The organism is Actinoallomurus sp. CA-150999 (assembly GCF_050942425.1).
In the GTDB taxonomy this organism is placed as follows: domain Bacteria; phylum Actinomycetota; class Actinomycetes; order Streptosporangiales; family Streptosporangiaceae; genus Actinoallomurus.
The window spans coordinates 625,989-642,593 of the sequence record NZ_CP192063.1; the positions used below are offsets into that span (position 1 = coordinate 625,989).

Annotated in this window: 13 protein-coding genes, 2 tRNA genes and 1 pseudogene; 5 read left to right on the plus strand and 11 right to left on the minus strand. The window is 67.7% G+C overall.

Annotated elements, in window-relative coordinates:
* Window positions 1-103: 103 nt before the first annotated feature.
* Window positions 104-2,551, minus strand: coding sequence for an SdrD B-like domain-containing protein (locus tag ACQP2O_RS03110; protein WP_433179680.1), 2,448 nt, complete (start codon window positions 2,549-2,551; stop codon window positions 104-106).
* Window positions 2,552-3,205: 654 nt separating this feature from the next.
* Between ACQP2O_RS03110 and ACQP2O_RS03115 the strand changes: the two genes are divergently transcribed.
* On the plus strand, window positions 3,206-4,063 hold the full coding sequence (locus tag ACQP2O_RS03115) for a hypothetical protein (RefSeq protein ID WP_433179681.1): 858 nt from the start codon (window positions 3,206-3,208) through the stop codon (window positions 4,061-4,063).
* 7 nt (window positions 4,064-4,070) lie between these two features.
* Here ACQP2O_RS03115 and ACQP2O_RS03120 read toward each other — a convergent pair whose 3' ends face one another.
* Complete coding sequence (locus ACQP2O_RS03120) at window positions 4,071-5,294, minus strand: right-handed parallel beta-helix repeat-containing protein (protein WP_433179682.1); 1,224 nt, start codon at window positions 5,292-5,294, stop codon at window positions 4,071-4,073.
* A 329-nt stretch (window positions 5,295-5,623) separates the two neighbouring features.
* Here ACQP2O_RS03120 and ACQP2O_RS03125 point away from each other — a divergent pair, with 329 nt between their 5' ends.
* Window positions 5,624-6,634 (plus strand): Dyp-type peroxidase, encoded by a 1,011-nt coding sequence (locus ACQP2O_RS03125; RefSeq protein ID WP_433179683.1) that lies wholly within the window; start codon window positions 5,624-5,626, stop codon window positions 6,632-6,634.
* Between the two features lie 137 nt (window positions 6,635-6,771).
* Here the strand turns inward: ACQP2O_RS03125 and ACQP2O_RS03130 are convergent, their stop codons facing one another.
* The gene (locus ACQP2O_RS03130; RefSeq protein WP_433179684.1) at window positions 6,772-7,332 is read right to left on the minus strand and encodes a hypothetical protein; all 561 of its coding nucleotides are present in this window, start codon (window positions 7,330-7,332) and stop codon (window positions 6,772-6,774) included.
* Between the two features lie 188 nt (window positions 7,333-7,520).
* On the opposite strand from ACQP2O_RS03130, the gene ACQP2O_RS03135 reads away from it, so the two are divergent.
* A complete protein-coding gene (locus ACQP2O_RS03135) occupies window positions 7,521-8,195 on the plus strand; it encodes a TetR/AcrR family transcriptional regulator (protein ID WP_433179685.1) in 675 nt (224 codons plus the stop codon).
* Window positions 8,196-8,324: 129 nt separating this feature from the next.
* Here ACQP2O_RS03135 and ACQP2O_RS03140 read toward each other — a convergent pair.
* The 8 genes and pseudogenes from ACQP2O_RS03140 to ACQP2O_RS03175 form a co-directional block, all read right to left on the minus strand.
* Window positions 8,325-8,412 (minus strand) — tRNA-Lys (locus ACQP2O_RS03140).
* A gap of 415 nt (window positions 8,413-8,827) precedes the next feature.
* Complete coding sequence (locus ACQP2O_RS03145) at window positions 8,828-9,667, minus strand: GH25 family lysozyme (RefSeq protein ID WP_433179686.1); 840 nt, start codon at window positions 9,665-9,667, stop codon at window positions 8,828-8,830.
* Window positions 9,668-9,750: 83 nt separating this feature from the next.
* The gene (locus ACQP2O_RS03150; protein WP_433179687.1) at window positions 9,751-10,254 is read right to left on the minus strand and encodes a hypothetical protein; all 504 of its coding nucleotides are present in this window, start codon (window positions 10,252-10,254) and stop codon (window positions 9,751-9,753) included.
* A 159-nt stretch (window positions 10,255-10,413) separates the two neighbouring features.
* Window positions 10,414-11,556 (minus strand): Ig-like domain-containing protein, encoded by a 1,143-nt coding sequence (locus ACQP2O_RS03155; protein ID WP_433179688.1) that lies wholly within the window; start codon window positions 11,554-11,556, stop codon window positions 10,414-10,416.
* Between the two features lie 136 nt (window positions 11,557-11,692).
* Window positions 11,693-12,790: a CU044_5270 family protein gene (locus ACQP2O_RS03160; protein WP_433179689.1), complete on the minus strand. Its 1,098-nt coding sequence runs from the start codon at window positions 12,788-12,790 to the stop codon at window positions 11,693-11,695.
* The gene (locus ACQP2O_RS03165) at window positions 12,787-13,392 is read right to left on the minus strand and encodes an RNA polymerase sigma factor (RefSeq protein WP_433179690.1); all 606 of its coding nucleotides are present in this window, start codon (window positions 13,390-13,392) and stop codon (window positions 12,787-12,789) included. The genes ACQP2O_RS03160 and ACQP2O_RS03165 overlap by 4 nt, the downstream gene beginning before the upstream one ends.
* Before the next feature lie 141 nt (window positions 13,393-13,533).
* A pseudogene (locus tag ACQP2O_RS03170) lies at window positions 13,534-13,692 on the minus strand (response regulator transcription factor); the annotation flags it as partial.
* Window positions 13,693-13,980: 288 nt separating this feature from the next.
* Window positions 13,981-14,055, minus strand: a tRNA-Lys gene (locus ACQP2O_RS03175).
* Between the two features lie 917 nt (window positions 14,056-14,972).
* Between ACQP2O_RS03175 and ACQP2O_RS03180 the strand changes: the two genes are divergently transcribed.
* Window positions 14,973-15,425 (plus strand): Fur family transcriptional regulator, encoded by a 453-nt coding sequence (locus ACQP2O_RS03180; RefSeq protein WP_433179691.1) that lies wholly within the window; start codon window positions 14,973-14,975, stop codon window positions 15,423-15,425.
* A 115-nt stretch (window positions 15,426-15,540) separates the two neighbouring features.
* Window positions 15,541-16,551 (plus strand): LLM class flavin-dependent oxidoreductase, encoded by a 1,011-nt coding sequence (locus tag ACQP2O_RS03185; RefSeq protein ID WP_433179692.1) that lies wholly within the window; start codon window positions 15,541-15,543, stop codon window positions 16,549-16,551.
* The last annotated feature ends 54 nt before the right edge of the window (window positions 16,552-16,605 follow it).

Sequence of the window (16,605 nt, forward strand, 5' to 3'; positions counted from 1 at the left end):
GATACTAAAACTACTCTTTGAGAGCAGCTCGCTGTCGTTTGCGTTGGCGTCGTCTGCCCGCCCGCGCCCACTGGGGATCGCGGGCGGGCAGATTACCCGTCTTTCAGTGTTGTTTCAGTGTTGCCTGGCGCCGACGCTTCCGGCTCACGACGACGATTGCCGTGCCTGCACCGAGCAGCAAGGCAGCGATTGCGATCATCAGTAGCAGGTGGGACATACCTGTGAAGGGCAGGTGACCTCCGGGCCCGCCAGGCTTGCCCGGCTTGGTCGGCTTGGTAGGCGGTGGAGAGGTCGGAGGCGGAGAAGTCGGCGGTGCCTTGAGGATGTACACGCCGGCGTCGATCGTGTGATCAACTTCTCCCGACTTGCCCGGCGCCGTGACAGGTGCGTGTCCGTTGCACAGCTGCCCGGTCTTCGGCGGGATCACATTGGAGTCATGTGCCCGGTTGCTACCGGCCAGCGGGAGCGTGAACCGAAGCTTGGTGGCCGACGGCTGACCCGGCACCTTGCCGGTGTTCGCGGTACACACGTCGAACTGCACCGTGTATTTCGCACCCGGCGTGAGCTGGTAGGCGGCGCCGACCCCACCGAAGTAGTACTCGCCGGCGGCATCGGTCTTGGTCGTAGCGACCTGCTTGCCGCTGGCGCTCAACAGATTGATCGTCGCGCTCGGCAGCGGCACCTCCGCCGGATCCTGGATCCCATTGTGGTCGCCGTCGAACCACACCAGGTTACCGATCTGGATCGGCGCATTCGCCGCCGCATACGCGATATCGCCGAGCCCGCCGGCCTTACCGAACCCGTTCTGGCTCGGACCGACGAACTGGTACCCGTTGGCGGCATGGTTGTTACCGGGCCCTTGACCGGTCTCGATGTTGTAGTAACCGGTCCCGTCAGCGGCGTAGACGTCGGTCGGGTCCATCTCCGTGCTGACGACCCATTGCTGCTGCGGAATGTAGGCGACCGACCCTTGCGAGGCTTCGTTGTGCACCCCTTCGGGCTGGCTCGGTGCGCCGTTGTTCCGCACGTAGTCGCCCGGGAAGTATTCGACGACGCCGCTGTTCTCGCCGCCGTCGGTGGCGTAACTGGCGTGGTTGGGGCAATTTCCGGTGCCTTCCCACGAGTATCCACCGGTGGGCTTGGCGCAGGCCATGTTGATGTCACCACCGGACATGCCCATTTCCGCGGTGTCGATGAGCGGCCGAGGGTCCTGTCCACCCCAACTGAGAACGTCCATGAACCGGTCGCGGAAACCGAGGATCATCGAACCGTCACGGGCGAAGGCGAGGCTGGCGAGCTCGGGCTGCGGATCGACGAAGGCACCGGCGTATTTGAAGTTGTCCCAGGTCAACAGGTTGGTGTTCCACGGGTTCCAGTGCCTGACCCGGTCAGGTGCGCTGTTACCGCCAAAGACGGGACCGCGCTCACCGGTAAGCGAATGGGTCATCACCGTGGCGAATCGCTTGCCGTCGTAGGCGTAGACGACGGCTTTCAGGTCTGCGCGGTTCTGCGTGCTCTCCGCGCTACACACGCCGCCGACGTAGAGCGTGTTGTCATGCGTGGTAAGTCCGAACGGCCGCCAGTCGGTGCGCGCCGCGCAGCCCGGGTCCGGGATGGGCACCGTCGCTTTGGGTGCGGATGCGGTGGCCCTGGTCGCGTTGAAGCTGACCAGGGTCCGAGTCCGTAGGTTCACCGCGTACAGCGTCGAGCCGTCCTCCGACAGAGCCAGGCCGCCGATGCTCTCCTTACCTGGCGCGTTGGTGAACCCACCGTCCTTCTTCATGTTGGCGGTGTCGTGCGGCGTCACCGCGGCGCCCGGCACCTTCGCGAACAGGGTCGGCGCGCCCCCGCCGTTGGCCGGCACGGCGTAGATCGCGTCACCGCCCTTCGGCCCGTACGCGGTGTATCGCCGGGCGAACGCGCCCTGGAACAGCCGGTGCCGGTACCTGTCGTAGGCCAGCGCGAACGTCGTGCCCACCTGGGATTGCGTGTCGATCGTGGCCGGGCACGTCGCGTGGTCGGGACACGTACCCCGAACGTTCGTCCCGAACGCCACCAATGACCGGGTGTCGTTCCCGCCAGGACCATTCTGGATCGGCACGAAGTACCGCGAGTCCGGCAGCGCATAGTCGGCCGCGTCCCAGACCCCGGTGATCACCGAGGCGTTCTTGCCGCCCGACACGTCCACGAACGTCGTGAAGCTGTCGAAGTGGTTTGCCGCCGTCGAGGCCGGCGCCGCCCGCAGATAATTACTGTACGGCGCCGGGACGGCGACATCTACGCGGTAGTGGCCGCCGGTCAGCGCGGTCGACCGGGAGACCACCGCCTTTCCGGTGGCATCCGTGATGCCGGTGACCTGATGGCCGGCCGGGTCGGTGATCTGAACCTTCATGCCCCGCTGCGGCGCATCCATGGTCGCGTTGATCACGCCGGTGCCGAAGAAATCCCTCAGCACCTGAACTGTCAGTGTGCCGTCGCCAGTCGAAGCGGAGGCCGTCCCGGGCGTCGCGCCCATGGTGCTACCGAACAGCAGGAGAACGCTGAAGCCCACTCGCGCCAGCGGGCCCGTACTGCGCTTCCCGGCTGTCCGGTACGATCTTCTACCGAATCGGCCCATAGGCCATCACACTCCCTTGTCAGGTGAACCAGACACCCGCGTCGAACTGCACATCCGCTCCGCGGCCCCGGGTGACACGTCGGCCGCGAAAAAGGGGCCCACCGCTGTTTCCGTGGGCCTGGCTTCATGGTTGTCCTGGAGGTTCAGGCGGAATCCGCCGCGCGTGAGGGCGCCCATGACAATGGGTGAATCCAGGCTGTGGTCGCTGTAGGCGCGCGGGTCAGTAAACGCACGCGCGTTCGTGGCCTGGGGCGGGACTTTGCTCAGGCCTTCCGTGGGGTATGCACGGTAGAACACGGTGCCGATCGGGGTGATGGAAGCGCCCGCGGTGCACCGAATCCCCGCTCCGCTTGCGCGGGTTGCTGCGCAACTCAATCACCGCGTCATCGCCCCCAGCGCCAATCGCCATATGCCATAGGTCAGCGGCGCGTACGCCGTAACTCGATGCCGTCGAACCCTGCCTTTATCAGTCAAGAACCGGACAGGACACGACATTCATCCCGAACCCGTCACGGTTAACGACTCACGGAAACAACGCAGAGTCAGTATGGCCATCCCAAGCACCCACCGAACACAATACTGTACCGCGTGTGCGCCAAGAGTAAGATCGGCGGAAATCAGGGGATGAATGCGCGGAACGTGTTAACGTTGCGCCGCGTGCGGAGCATAAGAACCCAGCAGAGTCACTCGCGGCGCGCGGCCGGTCGGCGCCGATTTCTGCGGCCACGCTGGGTGGCAGCCGTCATCGCCGGTGCGGCTGCCGCGGTGGCCGCGCTCCTGATCGCTAGCAGCGGCTCCGCCCGTACCGTTCCGCGCGCATTGACCTCGGATCAGGCGAACCGTCTGGCGATCACGCGGTTCCGCAACTACCAGGCGGGCGGCCGCGCCGTGACGATCACCGTGCCGGGCACCGGCGGTAGGCTGATCATCACCGGATCCATCGACTACCGCGGCAAGCTCGGTTACGGCGCGGTGCACGGCACCGGGCGCGATACGTCCAGCGACGGGCTGATCGAGTGGACGGCCACCACCGTGTTCGTCCACCCGATGGCGGACGCCCCGGCGGACGCACCGGCATCGCCGCCGGGGTCGGGTTGGTACGGCCGTCCGCTGCGAACGTCCGGCAGTTCGCTGGACAGTTCGCTGGCCATCGCGCTGAGTCTCGGGAGCGACCGGCCGGACAATGCCGAACTACTGCCACAGAACGGTGCCGTCTGGGTTGGGCAGGACCGGTTGAACGGCCATCAGGTGGACGTCATGACCGGGCCGAGCGCCCGCGCCACGTCCGGCACGGCGGATTCCGTGCGCTACTGGATCGGCTCGGACGGCACCATGTACCGGGTTCGCATCGGCGTGGCTTCCGAATCACAGCCGGTGGTCATCGATTTCGACACCCAGAAGTACGTTCCGGTCCGGCCGGTACCCGGAGTCACCCCGACGCGGTAGCCGCCGCTCAGGATGTCTGCACCCGCGCGCCTGCGGCGAGCAGTGACGCCGGCGGCAGCGGGATGCCTGTCGTGTCCGGTAGGGCGGGAACGGCCGGAACAGCGGTGGCGCCCGTGGTGGTGGCGTTCGGGAACTGTGGCTGAGTGCCAGGCGCCGCCACATCGGTGAACGGAATACCGCGAGGTGCCGTCGGCCTCGCCCACGTTCCGGACGGCGAGGACGACCGGGCGGGAAGCGGGCAGGACGCGGTTGTCGCGAGATGGGCCGGCACCGTGGTTCGTAGATCATTGCCGTGCAGGCAGTTGCTCCGTCCCCGCGTGGCGGTGGGGAACGTCCAGCCGACGTCAACGCCGTTGGCGGCGAAGGTGTTGTCCAGGATCTGGTTGCCGTCCGGCGGTATGTCGGCGGTTGCGGTGATCACCAGCCCGGCGTTGCTGTTGCCGGCGATTCGGTTGCGGACGAACCGGTTGTCGGTGCCGCCATCGATGCCGACGCCGATGCCCCACCCGCCGTCGGCCTGTTCGGGGGTCGCCGTCTGCTGGTTGGCCGCGATCAGGTTGCCCGCGATGACGGCACCCTGCTGCGGGAGCAGCTTCTCCTGGTGGTCGGAGTCGGTGGTGAGTCCGACCCGGTTACCGACAAGGCGGTTACCGACCACGTACATGTCGCCACTGGCATTGGTGCCTTCGTAACCGACCGCGTTGAGTTCGGCGATGTTGTCCCGCACCACGACGTGACAGGGCCTGCACTGTCCGACGTAGATCCCCGAGTCGGCCCCGCCTGACGCGTACGAGTGCTCGATGACACCGTCCTGCGCGGAGAACGCGTAGATGCCGTACAGCCCGTTGCGGGTCGCGGTCACGTAGGAGACCAAGAACGATTTCAGGAAGGCGACGGGCTCATCGCCGGTGTCGTAGCCGCCCGACCGCCCCGGCAATCCGGCAACCGCCTTCGCCGAACCGGTGACCAGGACCCCGTTCTGCGTGTTGTTCTCCACGGTCAGGTTCTCCACGGCTACCCCGGGAGCGGCGACGACGATGCCGTTCGGCTGCTGCAACCGCCCGTCGATGACGACCTTGTCCCGAGACTCGCCACGAAGAGTGATGCGAGCCGTGGATATCTTCACCGACTCGTGGTACGTGCCCGGCGCGACCAACACGAGATCGCCGGGCTGAGCCAGAGACACCGCAGCCGAGATCGTCGGGGCGTCGGCCGGCACTTTGATCGTCACGTGTGCACCGGACGGTCGTCGGCCGTGGCTCGATCCGTCATCGTCGGCGCCGCAGCCGACCAGTACGAGTGCCAGTGTGCCCAGCACAGCAACCAACACCCGAGGACCGAAACGAGGCATGGCCGCATCCTGGCACGGACGCCGGCGGGATTCGGTGGTGTCAGGACGGATATGGCATTGTTCACACTGTGCGCATACCCCACTCCCACCCGTCACGCCGCACGTTCCTCAGTGCCACCGGCACCGTGGCGGCCGCCGGCCTCACCGCCGGGTGTGAATCGCGGTCCGCGCGGCCAGACCGGTCCGATGCCCCTGCGCCGACCCCGCCCGTGTCACCAACGGGCCGGTACCAGGCGGGCATCACGCTCCCGCAGCCGGCCCAACCGAACCTGCTGGCCGTGGTGGCCGACGTCGATCATGCCGTGGCTGCCGGCCTGTTGCTGGCCGAACTCGGCCAGAGCATCCGCACACTCACCTCGGGGACCGATACACGACTGCTGGGCCTGCCGCCGGGCGATCTCACCGTGACGATCGGGGTGGGCCCCCGACTGGTGCGCACGGTCGACCCTTCCCTGCCCGGCGCAGCAGACCTCCCACGATTCTCCCGCGAGCAGATCGCCCCGCAGGCACGCGGCGGTGACCTGCTGATACAGATCTGCGCCAGCGACGCCTTGGTAATACCGATCGTCGCTGCCGCACTCCTGCACCAGGCCGGTGACCGGATACACGAACGCTGGCGGCAGTCCGGAGCCCGCGGTTCGAACGTTCCAGTGGATCAGGGCCTTACCGCGCCACGAAACCCGTTCGGTTTCATCGACGGCATCGTGGGCCCCCACACCACGGCCGAACAACAACGCCACCTATGGTTGGCCGGGCCGGCTCCGGTCGCCGGTGGCACCCTTGCCGTACTACGACGCATGGAACTCGACCTGCCGCGGTTCGCCACGCTGTCCGTTGCCGACCAGGAGGCGGTCTTCGGCCGACACCGAGCCACTGGCATGCCCCTCTCTGGTGGCACCATCGCCTCGGGCCCGGACCTCGGCGCCAAAACGCCGGACGGACGCTACCTCGTCCCGGCAGACGCCCACGTCCGCAGAGCGAACGCCAACGCGGTCGGCGTCGGCCTCATGCTCCGTCGTTCCTACGGTACCGACGATCCCGCCCCCGGCCTGCTCTTCATGAGCTTCCAGAACGACATACGAACATTCACCAACACCCTCACCAATATGGATAACTCCGACGCACTGGTGAAATTCACGACCACGACCGCCAGCGGGACCTTCCTGATACTTCCCGGTTTCGACCAACAACACCCGCTTGGTGCCCAGCTCTTCCACTGAACAGGCCGACAACGGCTCGTGCTCGGGGTGAAGGTGGCCGCCTGGGGAGATTCTCAAGGACGCCGGCATCGACCCGGTGCCCGAACGGGACCGGACCGGCCCCGATGACGACGACGTCGTAAGTGTTGCTGTCCATGTCAGTTTCCCTTCGCGGCGCGGCCGAGGCGAAAGGCCGATATGAGGAAGAAGATGCCGCCGGGGATGGCGTAGCCGGCCGCGTTGGTCAGCGTCGGGTTGGCCGCGGAGGCGCCAAGGATGAACGACGCGCCGGCGAGTACCGAGATGGCGCCGCTGATGATCAACGGCCATTGGCCGCCCATCTTGCGGCGCGTGACGCCCACGATCAGCTGAACCAGCCCGGCCACGACGGCCCAGGCGCCCCACACGCGCAGCACAGCCGGGATGCCGGACGCGCAGGCGATGGCCACGCCGATGGCGGTGATCAGGCTGACCGCGATGTTGACGTACAGCAGGGCAGGCGATCCGGTGGCGCGCGACGCGCGAGCGTCGATGACGGCGGCGGCCACGTCGAACATCGGGTAGAGCACGAGCAGGGTGACCGCGAGCGGACCCAGGTTCGAGGCGGTCGTGAACATCGCGAGGGCCCAGACGATGGCGAACGCGAACCGGACGAAGTACAGCCGCCGCAGTGCGGACGCGGTCCCGGAAATGCCGGGCGAAGCAGCGATGGAGCTCATGATGATCCTTCTCGGAGTTTGAGTGACGAGGAGACCGCCTCGCTCGTTCCGGGAAGGCGCTCCCGGCGCACGGGCGCTGCTGACGGCCCATGGTCGCGGGCCGCGAGACAGAACGTTCTACCTCGCATAGCCTGCAGTCCCTAGTGCAAACTGTCAAGACCGAACGTTCTACCTACTAGGGTGGTCGCATGCGTAGCGAATCCGAAGGTCGGCCGTCCGAAGGCCGGCCGTCCGAAGCGCGGTCCCGGCTGCTCCACACGGCCACCCGGCTCTTCTACGCGGAGGGCATCCACGCTGTCGGCATCGATCGCATCGTCGCCGAAGCGCAGGTGACGCGGGCCACCCTCTACCGGCACTTCCCCGGCAAGGAAGACCTTGTCCTCGCCTACCTGAACGAGGTCGACCGGGCCATGCGGGGTCAGGCGGACGAGGCCGTCGCCGCCGGACTACCGGCCGCCGACACCATCCGAGCCCTCAGCAAGTCCATCGCCCAAAGCATCCAGTCCCCCGGCTTCCGGGGATGCGCCTTCCTCAACGCTGCCGCCGAGTATCCCGACCCCGAGTCCCCGGTGCACAAGGCCGTGCTCGCCCACCGCCAATGGTTCCTGGAAACCATCACGGAACTGCTGGCCAAGATCCAGGAGACCGGCGCCGAGCCCGCCGCCCGCCACTTCGTGATGATGCGCGACGGTGCCATGGCCGCCGGCTGTCTATTCGACCCGGTGCTGATCTGCGAGACCTTGCTACGCGGAGTCGAGAGGCTCCTGAAGGTTTATGCCGTCACCGACTACAGCAAACCCGGCCGGAGTGTGGATGGCCTAGCAGGCCAGGAATCCGGTCATGGACTTGGCCGACAGGGCTGAACAGCTGCGGTTCCTCATTCGGGACCGCCCCAACCGCTGCGAGCACCCACGGAGCACCCACGGCGCCAAAACGATCAACACAAGATCCGCCAGACCCAAGAAACCGCAGGTCAACGGCCAGATGAGCGGTAGGGCGCCTGGGGCTCGAACCCAGAACCTATGGATTAAAAGTCCACAGTTCTGCAAGAATTCCTTACTCGACGCGCTACCGCGTCCTGTTTCGCAGTACCACTACGTCCCATTTGGTTCACGTTCGCCATTTCCCTCGCGGCGCATCGACCCTATGCCACACCGAGTGCTGCCGGGCCGTGCCGCGACATACGAGCAAACAGCGAGCAAACAACGTGACCGTACCAGCGGCCGCTGCGACGACTGCGTGCTCGAAATCTCTGACCGTCATACCCTGAAGTCATCAGGGGCCTCCTCTGCTCGTGGCGTCTGGTGACTACAACCCCGAGCATGCGCCCGGCGGAAACCGTCACAGTCGATGAGCGCCCACCGGCACGCCGCCGGAGCCCGACGCCGGTGCGGTGCCGGTCCGGCGTCCGCGCAGGGGCGGGCGGTTCCGGTGTCGGGCTGACGGCCAAGGCGCGTGGCCGCTCCGCGTGGGCGGGAGCGGCCACGCGCATCGCTCAGCGTTTCTGCGCGAGCAGTTTCTTATACGCGTCGGTGTTGAGGACGTCCTGGTCGCCGGGGAACACGCCGTTGTCGGCCCACTGCCAGATGGCCTGCCTGGTCCAGCCGGTGGGCAGGGGGCCGGGTGCGTCGCCGTGGTTGTTGATCCACAGCGGGTGGTCGGCGGCGAACTCGGTGGAGCCGCCGGTGCAGTCGTTCCACCATTCGGTGAAGGTGTTGATGACCGCGTTCCAGCCCGTACGTGCGTGGTATTCGTTCAGGAAGTCGCGGATCCAGCTGGTCATCTGGTCCGGTGCGAGGCCGAAGCACTTGTTGGTGCCGTCGGTGTCGGTGTAGGGGTCGTCTTCGATGTCGAGTACGCCGGGCAGGGTCAGGCCGTCGCCGGTCTGGCCGCCGCCGTTGTCGACGAAGTAGTCGGCCTGGGCGGCGCCGCTGGCCTTGTTGGGGATGGCGTAGTGGTAGGCGCCTCGGACGATGCCCACGTCGTGGGCGCCGTTGAACTGCTGGGGGAAGAAGGAGCTGTGGTAGGTCGTGCTCTCGGTCGCCTTCACGTACGCGAACTCCGCGCCGTTGGCCTTGACCGCGTTCCAGTCGACGTTGCCCTGCCATCCGCTGACGTCCAGGCCGGGGATCCCGTCCGGGGCGGTCGCCGCGCGTACTGACTGGCCGTGACGTGCGGCCGCGCCTCCGGTGTGGTCCTGGTCGGGGTGGGCGAGCCCGCCGCCGGGTCTGGGAGTGGCGGCCGCCGCCGTGCCGACGGTAAGCGCACCGCACGCGAGTGCCGTCCCGGCGGCGAGAGTGGTGACGAGACGGCGCGTGCGCCGAGTTGAACGCATGAAAACGCTCCTTTGTGAGGGAATTTCGGCAGGTTGATCAGGGGAGCGGCCTGCTGGGCGGCTCCCCTGATCAGGTGTCGATATCAGTAGCGGTAGGTGTGGTACGAAACGAATTGGTATTGACCCACGAATCCGCCTTCGACCCTGAACTCACCCGTACGGGTGCTGGGGTTGTGTGCCGCCGGGGTCTCCACACTGGAACGTGTGGTCTTATCGGCGACCTTGGTCACCTTGTGGTGCGGTTTGTCCGAGAAGGAGATGGCGGCCCTAGTCTCGTAAGGCCGCTTGGAGTACTTCGGCAGCTTCACGGTCTTGACCCAGATCGTCCTGCACGAATCGGAGCCCCAGACCTCGAGCGTCCCACCCCGGACATCGTGCGCCTTTTCATCCCCGCCGGTGATCTTGTACTTCGCGAGCAGGCGGCCGGTGTACTTGCCGTGGGCCTTCGCGCACGCCTTTGCCACACTCGTCGCGGTTCCGGGGACGGCAGTAGCCGCGACGGCGGGCAGGGTCGCTGTGACCAGGCCACCGGTGATCAGGCCGGCGATGATGAGGCCACGCACCTGGCGGCGGCTTTTCTCTCCCACAGAACTTCCTTTCTTTTCCGCAGAGCTTCCTTCGAGAAGGTGAGCGCCACAGGCCTTTCGGTGAGTGCGTGGCGTCCCATGAGTAGTTCCGGCCGCTGCCCCTGTACTTACCGGTCCTCCTCAGAAGTGATCGGGGCGGGTGTCGATAGGCGGCGACCTTCAGTGCAGGGCGCTGCCAGCGAGCCATCGGTTCCAGGAGACCGTCCAGTACTTCCAGTCGTCGGCGGACGGCTCATCGGCGAACGGGCGCGTCGTCCCGGTCACGTCCACAATGTCGCCACGCTGAGAGATGTCGTAGAAGTATTTGGCGCCTTCGGGGGTCGTGCGGACACAACCGTGGCTCTCATTCTGCTTGCCGAGGTAGTAGTACTCACCGACGCTTTGGTGCACGTACTCCCCACCCATCGTGATGCGCACCGCCAGGTGGACCACCTCACCCTGGTAGTCGTCACAGCCGGGCTGGCCGTGGCAGGTCGCCGTCATGTGCACGACCTGGGCCTTCTCCTTCGTGAGGTGGATCCCGTTGGTCGTGATGGTGGATTGCAGGTTGCCCTTTCCGGCGCTGATCGGGAATTTACGGACCGTGCCGTCGTGGTTCACCGTCATGTAGTGGGTCTTGGCGTTCGCCACGGTGACGTTGGAGTCACCGATCTTGAAGGACCGGGAGACGTCGCGGACGCCGTAGGTGTCGCGGGCGGCCCGCACGCCGGTCAGGTGCGCGGTGAAGGAGATCTTCTGGTGGGCGTGCCAGTACTTCCTGGTCCGGTAGACCACACGCCGGTCCGTGACCCAGCTCCAGGCGCCTTCATCGCCCTTGTCGCTCTTGACCTCCAGCGCTTTCTCGACGTTCGCCCGGTTGGCGACCGGGCCGGTGAAGTCGACGATGATGGGCATTCCGACGCCGACCTTCTCCCCGGGCATCGGCGTCACGTCCGCGACCCCGACTGTCTGCTTGGCCTTGGCCGTACGGAACGCACGGGTGACCGTGGTGGCCTTGCCCTTGGGGTTCTTGGCCGTGGTGGTGACCTTGTACGACGCGCCGGGCTTGAGGGTCCATGTGGTCTTCCAGGATGTGCGGCCGGCGTTGAAGGTGCCGGCGATGCCGGTGACCGACTCCAGCGTGCCGCCGGACACCGTGACCGTGACGCCCTGGTCCGGGCGAACGTCACTGCCCACGGCGCTGATGGACACCGTCGCGCTCGGCCCGGCGGTACCGTCCCGGCCGCTGGTGTCGGCCGCATTGGCCGAACAACCCGCCGCGGCGGCCAGGGTCACCGTCGCAACCAGATAGGTGAGTTTCATTCGAGGGGGCTCCAGGATGTGCTGCGAACTCAAGTAGAAGGTCAGGGGCGTTCAGAGCCGGGCAGTCTGAACCGGCCGCCGGCAAGGCTGCGGCTCGCCGGGCGCGGGCGGGGTCCCGTACCCGGCGAGCGTCGGCTCAGGGGGCGGTGTCGGTCCATGTGGCCGTGAGGAGCGCGCGGTAGTTCAGGATCGTGCCCGGGCGCGCCGACCTCTCCGACAGATCGGATGGGAGACGGGACACCGCCCGCCCGGTCGCCGGTCGGACCAGCACCGTCTCCTCGGCGAGGAAGGCGCCCGTCGCGGGATCGACGACGATGCGCTGCTCCGTCGACGGTTGGTCGCTCGGAGCACCGTCGCCGAGGGCGACGGCCACGCCCGGGCGCCCGAGCGGGTCCGTCGTGCCGCCCACGCTCCGGATGCCGGGAAGCTCGGCCAGCATCCGGTACGCCGCGGCGCGTACCTTTGCTGAGGCCGGTTCGGACAGGAGGACGTCGTACGCGCTGGAGAAAAGCCACTCGGCGGGGGAGCTGTGCCCTTCGGAGTCGTTCTTCCTCTTCATGAAGTACGTACGGAGCTGGGCAGGATCATCCGGTAGCCGATGTACGTCCTGGACGGAGCCGGCGGTGAAGGTCAACTGGACAGGTAGCCGTTCGGTCTTCCACCGCGAGGCGCCACTCGTCCAAGGGGTGAACGGCGGGGGGAACGTCCATCGCGTGGGTGATCCGGCCCTCTGCCACGCGGCCCGGTCGGCCTCGCCCTGGGGACGCGCGCCGAGCTCGCGAGTGACCTGCCAGGACGGCCGCCGCCCGATCCCGACCCACTGCTTCAGCAGCATCCGGCGCTCGATGACGTAACGGTCGGACGGCCGTCCGACGACCACGGCAGTGCCCTGTTGCTCGCTGGTCAGCCAGTAGCCGCCGCTCGTCACGGGCGCCTTCGCGGTCGAACTCGCGGCGCTGAGGAGGATCTCCCGGGCGGAGAGCTGGACGGGCCGGGACGAGCGGGGCGAGACCGGAGCGTCCGGGCCGCCGGTGACGGTGGCCGCGACCGCCACGGCGGCAGCCGTACCGGCGGCGGCGAGGCCGACCACGAACCACCGGCGGCCTGGCCGGGACGTACGACGACGCGGTCCGGTGAGGTCCTTCTCCAGGCGGCGCAGCGCCTGTGCGGTGGTCCGGGGCGACGGGGGAGGTGGTTCGCGGAGCAGCCCGCGGACCAGGTCCATCTCGTTCATGACGACTCCTCGTTGATCAGTGTGGGGTCAACCCCGCCCAGCGCCTCCCGCAGTTTTCTTCGAGCCCGGTTCAGCCGTGACGCCACGGTGCCGTACTTCAAGCCGAGCGCCTGTGCCACCTGCTCGTAGGTGAGGTCGGCGAGCGCCACGAGCAGGAGCACATCCCGGTCGCCGGCGGACAGCCCGGCCAGCGCCTCCGCGAGCTCGGCCCCCACACGACCCGCGGTCACCCGCGCGGCGACCCGCTCGTCGTGGTCGTACGTCACATCGTCCGCGGGTGTCCTGGCGAGCGCCCGGTAGAACCGCTTCTCCGCCCGCCGGTGCAGGCCGATCAGGTTGGTCGCGATGCCGTACAGCCACGGCCGTACGGCACCGCGTTCGGGGTCGAACCGGTAGCGTCGGCGGAACGCCGCGAGGAACGTCTCGGCGGCGATGTCGTCCGCGGCGTCCGGACCGAGCCGGCGGGTCACGTAGCGATGGATCTCGGCGAAGTGCCGATGGAAGATCTCGGCGAACAGTTCAGGCTCATGCCACGACTCTGCGATCACCGCCGCGTCGCCGAGCGGGGCCGCCGCGGCGTTCGCTGCGTGGCTCACGTCCATGTGAGGTCCTCTGATGGGGGACGGGTCGCCTTGTTCTCAACCGAAAGCCGGGCGACCCTTCACGCCATCGGGACGCGTGGTCGTCGTGGCGCAGGTGGTCCCGCGGCACCCGCTCCGGTCGTCTGCCCGTGCCAGGGGCGGTCAGGAGGAGCCGACGACGATGAGGCCGGACTCGTAGGCGGCGATGACGGCCTGGACGCGGTCGCGCAGGCCCAGTTTGCTGACCACGTTGCTGACGTGGGTCTTGACCGTGTGCTCGCTGAGGACCATGGCGGTGGCGATCTCCGCACGGACGTGACCGGCATCAGCCGAACCCGCCCGACTCCAACGGCACGGCACCGGCCATGCCCTCCCGTGAGCTGATCAGACTCATAGCCCCAAGATCTTCCAGGCGTCTCTGACAGTGCCCGCCGGTACTACGCCGCGTTGCGGCGACTTGGCATCGCCAGATCGCATAGTTATGCATCGGGATGCACATCCCTGATGGAGAGGGCGCATAAGATCGCGACAAAAGAGCACCGATGCCCACGAAACGATCATCGCAAGATCCGCCAGCGGCAAGAAGCCACAGGTCAGCGACCAGATGAGTGGTAGGGCGCCTGGGACTCGAACCCAGAACCTATGGATTAAAAGTCCACAGCTCTGCCATTGAGCTAACGCCCCGCTGCTCACGAGAGTACCGGAGGCACCGTACACCTTGCGCGAGGAATATCGGCTGCGGGAGGTGCTCGATGCCGCCGAGCGAGCCCAGCGTGGCCAGGGCGGGGACGCCGGATGAGTCGGCATCGATCGCTCCGTCACGTCGTACGGCCATGTGGTTCCGAGGCGGCCGCGGACGGCCGGGGCGTGGAGGGGCGGCCGGATGACCCTCTGTCGGCTTCGCCGGTTGCCCGGTTCCTGACCGCCGCGTCTCGCCCGCACCCACGGTCGGCGCCGCCTTACGGCGGTGCGCGATGCCGTGCGCCTGCGGCGTGTTCAAACCTCGTTCTTCGATAACGCCGAAATCGGCGCGTTAAACTCCATGGCAGATCATCAACGATTAATTCATCGCGGCCATCGACGTAATTGTCAAGGGAGTTCACTGGGCGGCGCGGAAGGTGCGATCTTCTGCTGCTCTTCTATCGTGAAGGTAATGCTGTACGACTCGCCCGAGCCCTCGCCGTCGACCGCATCACGCCGGATCCGCGGCGCCTCCGCCCTGTCGATCTCGCCTGAATCTGCTGGTCGGAGCGGGTTTCGGCGCCCTCAAGTGCGAACGTCCGCGGGCTGACCCCTCCCCCAAGAGGTCTACCCGCGGACGTTCACTTTCGGATGGCCCGGCTAGCATTCAGGATGCTCGCCTTTCGCATCGCGTCCCCCGATGAATCCCCCAATTCAACCGCGACGCTCTGGCCGTTGTGTTGGTCTGTGTTCTCGTACGAGGTTACGTACACCGCCCGCTGTATTCCACTCACTGTCGATGACAGTTCACGTACACCCAGGGATGACCCCCACGAGCCGCCCGACGACGGGCGGTCGGCCGGATCGGTTGGTACGGTGCGGGGAACCGACACGCAGACCGACCGGCCGGAGTGCTGCCCATGACCTCGCATTCGACCGCCCGCCCTCCGCGACAGACCTCGGCCGTCGGCCGGGGGACACGCGTGCGGGGCACCCGGCAGGCCGAGGCGCTGGGTCAGGTTCTCGCCGACCTGCCGGAGTTCCGCAGCGCTCAGGACATCCACGCCGAGCTGCGCCGGCGCGGCGAGCGCGTCGGGCTGACCACGGTCTATCGGCATCTCCAGGTGCTCAGCGAGGGCGGCGGCGTCGACACCCTGCGCGATGAGACCGGTGAGACGCTCTATCGCCGGTGTGAGAGCAGCACCCACCACCATCACGTGACCTGCAGGTCGTGCGGGCGCAGCGTGGAGGTGGAGGGGCGCGCGATCGAGCGCTGGGCCGAGCGCGTCGCCGCCGAGGCGGGCTTCACAGACGCCGATCACACCGTTGAGATCTTCGGGCTGTGCCCCGACTGCACCGCCGAGCGCGCCTGATCCGGGCGGTGTGAGCGTGCCGGACGGCGATCACGCCGACTCCGTCCAAAACGGCGCTCACCACGAACGTTGAACATTCCGCCGCCGCCCCGCGACTCCTGCCAGAGTGGGGGAAGTGCGGTTTGGAATGTTCTTGCTGGCGGCGCGGTTCCCCGGGCAGAGCGACGGCGAGGTGCTGTCCGCCACGGTCGAGGCGGCCGTCGCCGCCGAGCGGGCCGGTTTCGACGACGTGTGGCTCGCCGAGCATCACTTCATGTCGTACGGGATCTGCCCCTCTGCGATCTCCCTCGCGGCGTACGTCCTGGGCCGTACGGAGCGGATCGCGGTGGGGACGGCGGTGAGCGTGCTGTCCACCGCGCACCCGGTCGCGCTGGCCGAGCAGACCGCCTTGCTGGACCAGGTGTCCGGAGGCCGCTTCCGGCTCGGCGTCGGGCGGGGCGGCCCGTGGGTGGACCTGGAGGTGTTCGGCAGCGGGCTCGCGCGGTACGAGTCCGGCTTCGCCGAGAGCCTCGATCTGCTGCTGGCCGGACTGACCCGTACCCGGCTGTCGGCCGCCGGGCCGACCTTCGCCTTCCGCGAGGTGCCGATGGTGCCACGCCCTCGGACGCGCCCGTACCCGCCGGTCGTCGTCGCTTGTACCTCGGCGGCCACCGCCGCGCTCGCCGCCGAACGCCGCCTGCCCATGCTGCTCGGCCTGCACATCGGCGATGACGGCAGGCGCGCGATGGTCGCCGAGTACGCCGCGAGGTCCGCGGACGCGCCGGCGGACCACGTGGCCGCCGCCATGGCGTACGTCGCCGACACCCGGGCGGAGGCTCGGCGGACGCTGCGCGCCGAGCTGCCCCGCTGGCTGCGCCCTGGCCTGGCGGGCTATGTCCCCGTCGACGACCGGCCGTACCGTCCCCGCGACCCGGACGAGTACGCGGAGCTGCTGTGTCGCATCCACCCGGTCGGTACGCCCGAGGACTGCGTGCAGACCATGGCGGCGACGGTCGAACGCACCGGCATCCGCCACCTGATCCTCATGGTGGAAGGCGCCGGCTCCCCGGTGCGGACCCGGGAGAACATCGCCCGCCTCGGCGCCGAGGTCCTGCCCCGCCTACGCACCCGGTTCCGGGACCGCTGAGCACCCGGACGCCCGCCGTCCGAGCGCATTGTGGCTACCTCGATACTGACCGTA

What these genes read in the sequence shown, in the direction of transcription:
- ACQP2O_RS03135 (WP_433179685.1), top strand. Translation starts at nt 7,521, where the DNA reads ATGCGTAGCGAATCCGAAGGTCGGCCGTCCGAAGGCCGGCCGTCCGAA.
- ACQP2O_RS03155 (WP_433179688.1), bottom strand. Translation starts at nt 11,556, where the DNA reads ATGAAACTCACCTATCTGGTTGCGACGGTGACCCTGGCCGCCGCGGCG.
- ACQP2O_RS03145 (WP_433179686.1), bottom strand. Translation starts at nt 9,667, where the DNA reads ATGCGTTCAACTCGGCGCACGCGCCGTCTCGTCACCACTCTCGCCGCC.
- ACQP2O_RS03165 (WP_433179690.1), bottom strand. Translation starts at nt 13,392, where the DNA reads ATGGACGTGAGCCACGCAGCGAACGCCGCGGCGGCCCCGCTCGGCGAC.
- ACQP2O_RS03160 (WP_433179689.1), bottom strand. Translation starts at nt 12,790, where the DNA reads ATGAACGAGATGGACCTGGTCCGCGGGCTGCTCCGCGAACCACCTCCC.
- ACQP2O_RS03180 (WP_433179691.1), top strand. Translation starts at nt 14,973, where the DNA reads ATGACCTCGCATTCGACCGCCCGCCCTCCGCGACAGACCTCGGCCGTC.
- ACQP2O_RS03130 (WP_433179684.1), bottom strand. Translation starts at nt 7,332, where the DNA reads ATGAGCTCCATCGCTGCTTCGCCCGGCATTTCCGGGACCGCGTCCGCA.